Annotated in this window: 8 protein-coding genes and 2 pseudogenes; 8 read left to right on the top strand and 2 right to left on the bottom strand. The window is 49.5% G+C overall.

Going from position 1 to position 11,034, the window contains the following annotated elements; translation table 11 throughout:
- A pseudogene (locus tag QVP94_RS11390) lies at positions 1–724 on the bottom strand (serine dehydratase subunit alpha family protein); the annotation flags it as partial.
- Positions 725–768: 44 nt separating this feature from the next.
- A complete protein-coding gene (locus tag QVP94_RS11385; RefSeq protein WP_005856873.1) occupies positions 769–1,140 on the bottom strand; it encodes an Hpt domain-containing protein in 372 nt (123 codons plus the stop codon).
- 185 nt (positions 1,141–1,325) lie between these two features.
- Between QVP94_RS11385 and QVP94_RS11380 the strand changes: the two genes are divergently transcribed.
- From QVP94_RS11380 to QVP94_RS11345, 8 genes and pseudogenes are all read left to right on the top strand, one after another.
- Complete coding sequence (locus QVP94_RS11380; RefSeq protein WP_022192645.1) at positions 1,326–3,248, top strand: AAA domain-containing protein; 1,923 nt, start codon at positions 1,326–1,328, stop codon at positions 3,246–3,248.
- On the top strand, positions 3,238–4,044 hold the full coding sequence (locus tag QVP94_RS11375; RefSeq protein WP_005862248.1) for a Cof-type HAD-IIB family hydrolase: 807 nt from the start codon (positions 3,238–3,240) through the stop codon (positions 4,042–4,044). Before QVP94_RS11380 ends, QVP94_RS11375 begins: the two co-directional genes overlap by 11 nt.
- Before the next feature lie 260 nt (positions 4,045–4,304).
- On the top strand, positions 4,305–5,537 hold the full coding sequence (locus QVP94_RS11370; protein WP_022192644.1) for a Cof-type HAD-IIB family hydrolase: 1,233 nt from the start codon (positions 4,305–4,307) through the stop codon (positions 5,535–5,537).
- The gene (locus QVP94_RS11365; RefSeq protein ID WP_022192643.1) at positions 5,534–6,631 is read left to right on the top strand and encodes an isochorismate synthase; all 1,098 of its coding nucleotides are present in this window, start codon (positions 5,534–5,536) and stop codon (positions 6,629–6,631) included. Before QVP94_RS11370 ends, QVP94_RS11365 begins: the two co-directional genes overlap by 4 nt.
- Positions 6,632–6,645: 14 nt before the next feature.
- Positions 6,646–8,334 carry a 2-succinyl-5-enolpyruvyl-6-hydroxy-3-cyclohexene-1-carboxylic-acid synthase gene (gene menD, locus QVP94_RS11360; RefSeq protein ID WP_022192642.1) on the top strand — a complete coding sequence of 563 codons (1,689 nt, stop codon included), beginning with the start codon at positions 6,646–6,648 and terminating at the stop codon, positions 8,332–8,334.
- 3 nt (positions 8,335–8,337) lie between these two features.
- Positions 8,338–9,193 (top strand): annotated as a pseudogene (gene menB, locus QVP94_RS11355) (1,4-dihydroxy-2-naphthoyl-CoA synthase).
- 36 nt (positions 9,194–9,229) lie between these two features.
- Positions 9,230–10,288, top strand: a complete 1,059-nt coding sequence (locus QVP94_RS11350; RefSeq protein ID WP_022192640.1) for an o-succinylbenzoate synthase — start codon at positions 9,230–9,232, stop codon at positions 10,286–10,288.
- A 3-nt stretch (positions 10,289–10,291) separates the two neighbouring features.
- The coding region (locus tag QVP94_RS11345; RefSeq protein WP_288213257.1) for an AMP-binding protein at positions 10,292–11,034 on the top strand (743 nt) is incomplete at its 3' end.

Here is an 11,034-nt window from a genome sequence, read left to right as displayed (position 1 = left end):
TATGCGTATAAGCGGAATCTCCCATGAACTTACGGCCGAAAGCACCCGAGACTGTCTTGCTTACGGTATGTCCGTAATTGCCTTTCATGGAAGCTTGGGCAGCTTTCTTATTCAACTCGGCCGTTTCTAAAATAAAACGAATCTCATCCAATGGCATTTCCATGGCAAACTCATAGACCATAGAGAAAGAAAGACGTAAATCCTTATTCTCACATACTTCCTCGCCAGAAGCGTTTGCCGTACGTAAATCAGTCAATACCTCCCCGTTTTTCTCTACATATATTATATGGGTATGCTCATGGCAAATGATCACCCTTGAACGATCGTTCCCTGCAGAACTTATAATTTCGATATAAAGTTTATCTACATTCTCTTTTAGGTCTATACTGATACATTTCTTGCAGACCATTTCCTTACCTTCTTTCAATCCCTCCGGAGTCAAGTCTTTCAGCACCTCTAGCCCATAAGCGGACTTACCGATGATCGATCCCAAAGCGATAGCGATAGGCAACCCCACCATGCCAGTCCCCGGGATTCCTACTCCCATGGCATTCTTCAGGATATTGGCGCTCAGATAAACCTCTATCTTCTCTGGCTTACGCCCCAGCACTTCCGCCGCTTTTGCGGCCGCCAAAGCCACGGCAATAGGTTCCGTACATCCGATAGCAGGGATTACCTCCCTGTGAATCAAATCTATAATTTGAGTTTTTATGATAGTATCCATACTGATAGTCTTTATTTAGAATTAGATAGTTAATATACAATAGATTAAGAACAAAACTCAACAACGATATCTCGCAAGGCATCGTATTGTTTTCCCAATGCATCTTCATAACGCAACGCTTCTTCCAGATTCCCTTCTCTCAACAGCGATAGTATATTATTCGATACATCGAATAGATTTACCAGACCTAAATTAGCGGCTATCCCTTTCAAGGTATGCGAATATAGCTTGGCATTCTCCAAATCCCGCTCTACTAAAGAGCTCCGTAATTTCACATACGAACCGTCTGTAGTAATAAATTTATATAGAAACTTTTTGAAGAGGCTATCACTATTCATAAAACGATCTAAGGTATTCTCTTTATCCCAAGCAGCTACATCTATTAATGCGTTATAAAAAGCATCGTTCTCATTCATTTTTTTATGATATTAGTTTTCGTACAAAATTAGGAATTTTATAGACACTACCAACGTTAGCGGTATTCTTTTTCTTTACTTACCGCAACTTGGGTACGGAACGATAATTTTAGTACTTTTGTCGCCTACTTCGGGACATAGAACGCCCGGGCTGTATTTATCCGATTAATAGAATTGAAAAAGGAATGGGAATTTCATCGCCGCTTGTAGATTTGCAACATCAATATGATCTCCTGCAGAAAGAATATGAATATGAGAAGGAAACATACCGACAGCAATCCGAGCGTACGGGTTTGCGAAAACGAGTGGCGCAGGGCCTCTGTTGGTATCCGGTCACTCCGGGACGCAGTTATTATAACTCCTTAAACCAATTGGTGATCGAGATCGAAAGGACAGAAGGCCGGGAGATCGAGCATAATTTTGAGTACGGGCGCCCGGTTTGCTTCTTTACGGCAGATATCAGTGGTAAATTTAAGTATCTGGATTTCTCCGCCACGATCAGCTACGTGCAAGAGGACCGGATGGTGATAGTTCTCCCCACTCCTTCCGCCTTGATGGATATACAAGGAAAAAGCAATGATCTCGGCGTGCAACTCTACTTCGACGAGACCAGCTATAAAACGATGTTTTCCGCTCTCTCGGACGTGATGCGGGCAAAAAACAACCAACTCTCTCATCTTAGGGATGTATTGCTGGGGCAGGAAAAACCGGGACAGCGGGAATTATTCCCGATCCGCTTCCCTTGGTTGAACCGTTCTCAGGAAGAAGCCGTAAATAAGGTATTGGGAGCGAAACAAGTATCTATCGTACACGGCCCTCCCGGAACCGGGAAAACAACCACCTTGGTGGAAGCCATTTACGAGACCCTTCACCGGGAGAATCAAGTGATCGTTTGCGCTCAAAGTAATACCGCCGTAGACTGCATCTCGGAGAAACTGGTAGATAGAGGCATTAACGTCCTGCGCATCGGGAACCCCACTCGTATCAATGACAAGATGCTCTCTTTCACATATGAACGCCGTTTCGAATCGCATCCGGATTATCCCGAGTTATGGAGCATCCGGAAAGCGGTACGGGATATACAATCCAATATGCGAAAGAAAAGCCGGGAGGAACGGGATACGATCCGAAACCGCCTCTCCCGTTTGAAATTCCGGGCGACCGAACTGGAAGTCAAGATCGATACAGAGCTGTTCGACGAGGCTCGTGTTGTCGCTTGCACCTTGGTTGGCTCCGCAAACCGGGTCATGATGAACCGGCACTTCACGACCTTGTTTATCGATGAGGCCGCCCAAGCCTTGGAAGCCGCTTGCTGGATAGCGATCGGCAAGGCAGACCGGGTCATACTAGCGGGCGATCATCACCAATTGCCCCCTACTATTAAATGTATAGAAGCGGAACGAGAAGGCTTAGGACGTACCTTGATGCAAAAGATAGCCCACACGAAACCGGAAACGGTCTCTCTCCTGAAGATCCAATATCGTATGCACGAGGATATCATGCGCTTCTCCTCCCAATGGTTCTATCATAACGAACTCGAATCCGCTCCCGAGGTAAGTGGGCGGGGAATCTTGCGACTGGACACTCCCATCGTATGGTTCGATACGTCCAAGTGCGATTTCACGGAAAATACGAGAGAAGAGACCATGAGCCGCGTCAACAGGCAAGAGGCGGAATTGCTCGTGGAACAATTACGCTCCTATATACAGAAAATATCCAAGGAGAGAGTGCTGGAAGAGAATATCGACTTCGGATTGATCTCCCCTTATAAGGCGCAGGTACAATACATCCGTAAATTGATCAAACAAGACGCTTTCTTCAAGCCTTTACGCAGACTGATCACCGTACACACCGTTGACGGTTTCCAAGGGCAAGAACGCGATGTCATCTTGATCAGTTTGGTAAGGGCCAACGAGGATGGAAAGATAGGCTTCTTGAACGACTTGCGGCGCATGAACGTAGCGATCACCCGTGCCCGTATGAAACTGATGATCTTGGGAGACGCTTCCACCCTTACCCGGCACGCATTTTATAAAGAACTCTATAATTATATCTCCCAAAGAGGTAAAATAATCACGATCAACACGAAACAAGAGCATGAACTATAAATTATTGGTACTGGATTTAGACGGTACACTGACAAACAGTAAAAAAGAGATCACCCCGTTTACGAGGGAAACCCTTCTGCAAGCGCAGGAAAAAGGATTGCATCTGGTCTTAGCCTCCGGCCGGCCCACCTACGGTATCGTGCCTTTAGCCGAGGAACTGAACATAAAGCAATATGGTGGTTTTATCCTTTCCTTCAACGGCGGTAAGGTGATCGACTTGATGACAGACAAAGTACTTTTCGAACAGGCTTTGCCACCCGATATCGTACCTGTTTTATACAACCGCTCCAAAGAAGCGGGACTGGCTATCCTTTCCTACAACGGTAAATATATCTTAAGCGAGCATCCGGAAAATAAATACGTACAATACGAATCTTTCTTAACCAAAATGAAGATCAAGGCTACCGACGATTTTCTGCGGGATTTGCATCAGCCAGCCGATAAATGCTTGGTGGTAGGCGAACCGGAGATGTTGGTACCGTTGGAAGAGAAGCTCCGCCAAGAATTAGGGAAACGTATCAACGTATATCGTTCCGAGGCATTCTATCTGGAGCTTGTCCCCAAAGGCATCGACAAAGCCGCCTCATTATCCCGCTTACTAGAGCGAACCCGGATAAAACAGGAGGAAGTGATCGCTATCGGCGACGGTTTCAATGACGTATCCATGATCCGTTTCGCCGGATTGGGAGTCGCTATGGCCAACGCCCAGCCCCCTGTCAAGGCCAATGCCGACCGCATCACCCAATACACGAACGATGAGGATGGAGTGGCTCGTTTCATCCAAGAATTGCTTTGAAAAAAAACACGTACGTATTTTCCGAAAAACATGTACATGTTTTCGCGAGAACACGTACGTGTTTTTTCAGAGACATTTACACCAGTATCGACACAGGCCAATGCCTATACCGGCATACGCCTATACCAGTAGTGCCGTAGGACTACGCCAGTATAGGCGTGAGCTTGCGCCGATATACGTAAATTCCTTTCATGGAAATGTCTTCTAACTATCAACTATTTTATGTATATTTGTATTCTAAACCATAAAAATAAGACGCCATGAAGTACAAATTATTAGTCTTAGACGTAGATGGGACGTTGCTTAACGACAAGAAAGAGATAACTCCCCGGACCCATGCCGCCTTGTTAAAGGCTCAGCAGATGGGAGTTCATGTTGTATTGGCATCCGGCCGACCCACCAACGGGGTTCAACCCTTAGCGGAGGCTCTTGAATTGAATCATTACGGTGGTTTCATATTATCTTATAACGGAGGTCAGATCATCAATGCCCAGACCGGAGAATTGATGTTCGAGAAACGAATCGATCCGGCCATGATTCCTTATTTGAACCGGAAGGCGAAGGAAAATGGTTTTGCTATCTTCACGTATCACAAGGACTATATCCTGACCGATAGCCCGGAAAACAAACATGTCCAAGAGGAGGCCGAACTCAATAAGATGCGCATCATCGGTGTGGAGAATTTCCCGGAAGCGGTGGATTTCGCACCCTGTAAGTGTATTCTTACCAGCGATGACGAGAACAATCTAGTGGGTCTCGAAAATCATTGGAAGAAACGTCTGGACGGGGTATTGGAAGCTTTCCGCTCCGAGGACTATTTCTTGGAGGTAGCTCCTCATTTCATCAATAAGGGAAATACGTTGGCGGTATTGATGGAGATGCTGAATATCACAACCGAAGAGGTTGTCGCTATCGGTGATGGCGTGGCCGACGTATCCATGCTTCAATTAGCCGGTACCGGCGTGGCGATGGGTAACGCACGCGATTCCGTAAAGGCTTGTGCCGATTTCACGACCTTACCCAATAATATGGAAGGTGTGGCGGCAGCGATCGAGAAAGCGATCCTTGCCACGATCAAACCCACAGAGGTTCCGTTAGATCAACTAAACGCACGGGCCAAACATGCCTTAATGGGTAATCTAGGCATCCAATATACCTATGCGTCCGAGGATCGTGTGGAAGCGACCATGCCTGTAGACGAACGGACCCGCCAGCCTTTCGGTATCTTGCACGGAGGCGCTACGCTGGCTTTGGCAGAGACCGTGGCCGGACTAGGTTCCATGATTCTGGCGAAACCGGACGAGATGGTAGTCGGCATGCAAGTTAGCGGCAGCCATATGTCGTCCGCCCACGAGGGAGACACGGTACGTGCCGTCGGGACGATTATCCACAAAGGCCGTTCATCCCATGTGTGGAACGTAGACATATTCACCTCTACCGACAAACTGGTTTCCTCGGTACGGGTAATCAATAGCATACTAAAGAAGAAATGATTCCAAGAGATTCTTACGAAATAATAGACACGTTGATCAAGCAAGGTCGGAGTTTCGCTATTTGGCGTATTCCTGGTGAGGATAGGCTCCATTTCAGGATGCAAAGCGCCGGCTCTCCTTGCCTATTATACGACATAAAAGACTTAAATGAACGGAGCGGTTTTGTAATCGCTCCGTTTCAGGTGACAGCGGAACGACCTATCGTTTTAATCCAACCGGATTGCTTTGAAATCCCCTCCGAATCCGATTGGGATTTCTCTCGAGAGAAAAACGAATTCCTTTCGAATGAAATCGAAATCCCGTCCGAATCCGAGGAGAAGGAACGATATGCTTACCATTTCTCCCTGTTTACCAACCCTTTGCTAAAAGGAAGCCAAGATAAACTAGTCCTATCCCGTAGCAAAACGATCCGGAAAGATCCCTCTTTCTCACCCGGCAAGGCATTCTTTGCCGCAGAAAAACGATATATCCGCTCCTATGTCTACCTTTGCCATACCCCGGAAACCGGAACTTGGATGGGTGGGACACCGGAAATCTTGTTATCCGGCGAGAAAGGCGACTGGCAAACGGTAGCTTTGGCCGGAACCCAATCCTTACGAGACGGGAAATTACCGAAAAGCTGGGATCATAAGAATTGGAGAGAACAGCAATTAGTCGCCTCCTATATACGCCGCCAGCTGTCCACCTTGGGGATTACTCCCGAGGAGAAGGGGCCTTATTCAGCCCGGGCCGGAGAGGTTTCCCACCTGAAAAGCGATTTCTTCTTCTCCTTGCCGGATTCCGAGAAGTTGGGTGACGTGCTTCAACTATTGCACCCTACTCCCGCCGTTTGCGGTCTTCCCAAGGAGGAAGCTTATCACTTCATCATCGAGCATGAGGGGTACGATCGTAGCTATTACTCCGGTTTCATCGGTTGGCTGGATCCCAAAGGCAAAACAGATCTGTACGTAAACCTCCGTTGCATGAATATCCTCCCCCAAACCTTTACGTTGTATGCCGGAGGCGGTCTGTTGGCGGCCTCGCAGCTAGAGGATGAGTGGCAGGAGACAGAGGATAAATTAGATACAATGCGGAGAATAGTAGGTAATTTATAATTTTATATCATATAATGTATAGCGATAAAAAGAACATCCTTCAATTGGTAGCCTTGCTGATAGAGCACGGCGTAAGTAATATCGTGCTATGTCCGGGAAGCCGGAACTCTCCGATTGTGCACACATTGGCAAACCATTCGTTCTTCAATTGCCATTCCGTGACGGATGAACGAAGCGCGGGATTCTTTGCCGTAGGGCTAGCGTTGCACGGAGGTAAGCCGGCGGCTGTTTGCTGTACCTCGGGCACGGCCTTGCTGAATATACATCCGGCGGTAGCGGAGGCTTTCTATCAGAAAGTTCCGCTTGTCGTGATATCCGCCGACCGCCCCGCCGCATGGATCGGGCAAATGGACGGACAGACTTTGCCGCAACCCGGGGTGTTCGGCTCGCTGGTAAAGAAGTCGGTGCAGCTACCGGAAATACATACGGATCAAGATGAATGGTATTGTAATCGATTGATCAACGAAGCGTTGTTGGAACTGAACCACCACGGCAAAGGACCGGTGCATATCAACGTTCCGATCTCCGAGCCTTTATTTCAGTTCACGACACCCGAATTGCCGAAGGTACGGGTAATCACCCGTTATCAAGGCTTGAACGTGTACGACCGGAAATATGATGACCTGATCGAGCGCTTGAACAAATATAGCAAGCGGATGATGATAGCGGGACAAATGAGCTTGATCTATCTCTTCGAGAAGAAAATATGTAAGTTACTATACAAACATTTCACTTGGCTCTCCGAGCACATCGGCAACCGTATCGTACCGGGATTACCGATCAAGAATTTCGACGCTATCCTGTATGCTACCCCGGAGGAGGAAAAAGAGAAGCTAGTTCCCGAGCTCGTAATCACCTACGGTGGCCATATTGTCTCCAAGCGGCTGAAAGAGTTTTTGCGGAAACACCCGCCTAAGGAGCATTGGCATGTCTCATTGGATGGAGAGGTAGCGGATTTATTCGGTAGCCTGACCACGGTGATCGAGATGGACCCTTTCGAGTTTCTGGAGAAAATCGCTTATATGCTGGAGAATAGGCAGATTGAATATCCGAAGGCTTGGGAATACAAATCCCGGAACCTGCCGGAGCCGGAGTTCGCTTACTCCGAAATGGCGGCGATCGGCGGTTTGATACGCTCGCTTCCGGCTGAATCGGCCTTGCATCTGGGGAATAGCTCCACCGTACGTTACGCACAATTGTACACCGTACCCGAGACGGTTGAGGTTTGTTGTAACCGAGGTACGAGCGGGATCGAAGGCTCCTTGTCTACGGCCATCGGATACGCCTCGGCCTCGCAAAAACTAAACTTTATCGTTATAGGCGATCTTAGTTTCTTCTATGATATGAACGCGTTGTGGAACGGTAACTTGCACAATAACCTTCGCATCCTGCTCTTGAACAACGGAGGTGGCGAGATCTTCCAAGCCTTGCCGGGATTCAAGATGAACGAACGTACGCACCGTTACGTCACCGCCTCCCACCAGACCTCTGCGGAGGGATGGGCCACGGAAAGGGGATTCTCCTACTCCGCTGTCCATAATGCCGAGGAGTTGGCAGCGGCGATGAGCGCCTTTACCCAAACAGAGCAACCGAGCGAACATCCCCTATTCATGGAGGTTTTCACGGACAAAGCGGAAGACGTACGATTGCTCAAGGAATATTATCATCAACTAAAAAATTCATCCCAAGCACAAAACATATAATATATGGAAACGAAAAGAGAATGGACAACCATCAAGGAATACGAGGAGATCTTATTTGATTTCTACAACGGCATCGCCCGCATTACGATCAACCGGGAACGGTATCGCAACGCTTTTACCCCGACTACGACCACGGAGATGAGCGACGCCTTTTACATCTGCCGGGAACGCCCGGACATTAACGTAGTCGTTCTGACAGGAGCCGGAGATACGGCCTTTTGCGCGGGAGGCGATATGAACGTGAAAGGACGTGGCGGCTACGTGGGTAAAGACGGCGTACCTCGCTTGAACGTATTGGACGTACAAAAGCAGATCCGCTCTCTCCCGAAACCCGTCATGGCGGCCGTGAATGGTTTCGCTATCGGCGGCGGACGCCGTGAATGCTTTCGCTATCGGCGGCGGACACGTATTGCACGTGGTTTGCGACCTTACGATCGCTTCCGAGAACGCTATCTTCGGACAGACTGGTCCTCGTGTGGGTAGCTTCGACGCCGGGTTCGGCTCTTCTTACCTCGCCCGTGTGGTCGGACAGAAAAAGGCCCGTGAGATCTGGTTCCTATGCCGCAAGTACAATGCGCAGGAGGCTTTGGATATGGGTCTGGTAAATAAGGTAGTCCCCTTGGATAAATTAGAGGACGAGTACGTTCAATGGGCCGAGGAGATGATGTTGCTTAGCCCGTTGGCTTTGCGCATGATCAAGGCGGGCTTAAACGCCGAGTTGGACGGACAGGCCGGTATACAGGAGTTGGCCGGAGACGCTACCATGCTTTACTATATGACGGACGAGGCGCAGGAAGGCGGTAAGGCATTCTTGGAGAAACGCCGTCCCCGCTTCGAGGATTACCCGAAATTCCCGTAGGGGGATTGAGAATGAATAATGAATAATTAAGAATGAATGGTAAAGGAGAGGTTATATAGGATTGAGGTGGTTCCCCGGTGCTTGACTTTCAAGCGACCGGCAGGAACCTCACGGGGTGTTTACACGACCCGGAAATTGTGGGAGGTCCGAATCCGTAAGGAAGACGAACCCTCGGTTATTGGTATCGGAGAATGTGCCCCCCTGCCGGATCTCAGTTGCGATTATGGAGTGGATTACGAGATCACGTTATCCAAGGCTTGCCTCAATCTGGAACAGAAGGGATATGTTGACACCGAATCTTTGCGCCATTACCCATCCATCCTTTTCGGGCTGGAGACGGCCATGCGCCATTATGAACAGGGCGGTTGGCGGCATTACGACACGCCCTTCTCGCAGGGGCAGGCGGGCATCCCCATCAACGGACTGATCTGGATGGGCGATTATAAGTACATGCTGGAACAGGTAGAGGAAAAGATGAAGGAGGGCTTCCGCTGCGTCAAGCTGAAGATCGGCGCTATCGATTTCGACCGGGAACTCTCTTTATTGAAACACATCCGTGCGCATTTCTCTGCCAAGGAAATAGAGCTTCGGGTAGATGCCAACGGCGCTTTCACACCCTCGGAGGCGATGGACAAACTGAAGCGGCTCGCCGAGATGGACTTGCATTCCATCGAGCAGCCTATCCTTGCCGGGCAGTTGGAAGAGATGGCACGCCTTGCGGCAGAGTCACCCCTTCCCATCGCTCTCGACGAGGAACTGATCGGCTGTAACGCCCCGGACGAGAAACGGCGGTTGTTGGAAACGATCCATCCCCAATACATTATATTAAAGCCTTCCCTCCACGGAGGTATCGCCGGATGCACGGAATGGGTTCACTTAGCGGAAACTATCTTAGGGAGTACCCCTGAACAACCTAAATGGTGGGTCACCTCCGCTCTGGAATCGCAAATCGGACTGAACGCTATCGCCCAATGGTGCGCCACGCTAGGTAACCCGCTACCGCAAGGTCTGGGAACCGGCGAGATTTTCAAGGACGATAAACATAAGTTGATCCAACGAAAAGGAGACACCATCTGGTTCACCAACGACCTTTGACCTATGCCGATACAAGAAGATTTACAGGCATTCTTAGCTGAATGGCACGATCCCTCCCCTTTTCTGGAAGTCCAGACCTCTGGCTCCACCGGTACGCCCAAGCGGATGCGAGTACGCAAGGACCGGATGCTGAACAGCGCCCGGCTTACCTGCGATTATCTGGGGCTTAAGAAGGGCGACAAGGCCTTGTTATGTATGCCCCTACGCTATATAGCCGGAAAGATGATGGTGGTCCGCTCCCTATACGCCGGACTGGATCTGGAGGTGTGCGAACCCTCCGGACACCCGTTGGCGGATTGGGGGGATACGCCCCTGCGCTTTGCCGCCATGATTCCTTTGCAGGTTTACAATACGTTGCGAGTACCCGAGGAACGTAAGCGGCTGGAGCAAACGGATATCCTGATTATCGGCGGCGGGGCGATCGACGCGGCCTTGGAACAGGAGATACGGCAGATGCCAAACACGGTTTATTCCACCTACGGAATGACGGAGACGCTGTCTCACGTCGCCCTGCGCCGGCTGAACGGGCCGGAAGCCTCGCCCTATTACCATCCCTTCCCCTCGGTGACGTTATCCTTGTCGCCGGACAATACCTTGGTGATAGACGCCCCATTGGTTTGCGACGAGCGGCTGGTGACGAACGATGTCGCCCGCCTGCTGCCGGACGGGAGTTTCGCCATTATCGGAAGGAAAGATAATATCATCAATAGCGGAGGTATCAAGATACAGATCGAGGAGGTGGAAGA

The organism is Parabacteroides sp. CAG:2 (assembly GCF_000436315.1).
Classification (GTDB): Bacteria; Bacteroidota; Bacteroidia; order Bacteroidales; family Tannerellaceae; genus Parabacteroides; species Parabacteroides distasonis.
Note: the sequence above shows the minus strand (reverse complement) of the source record. Positions and strands in the feature narration are given on the sequence as shown.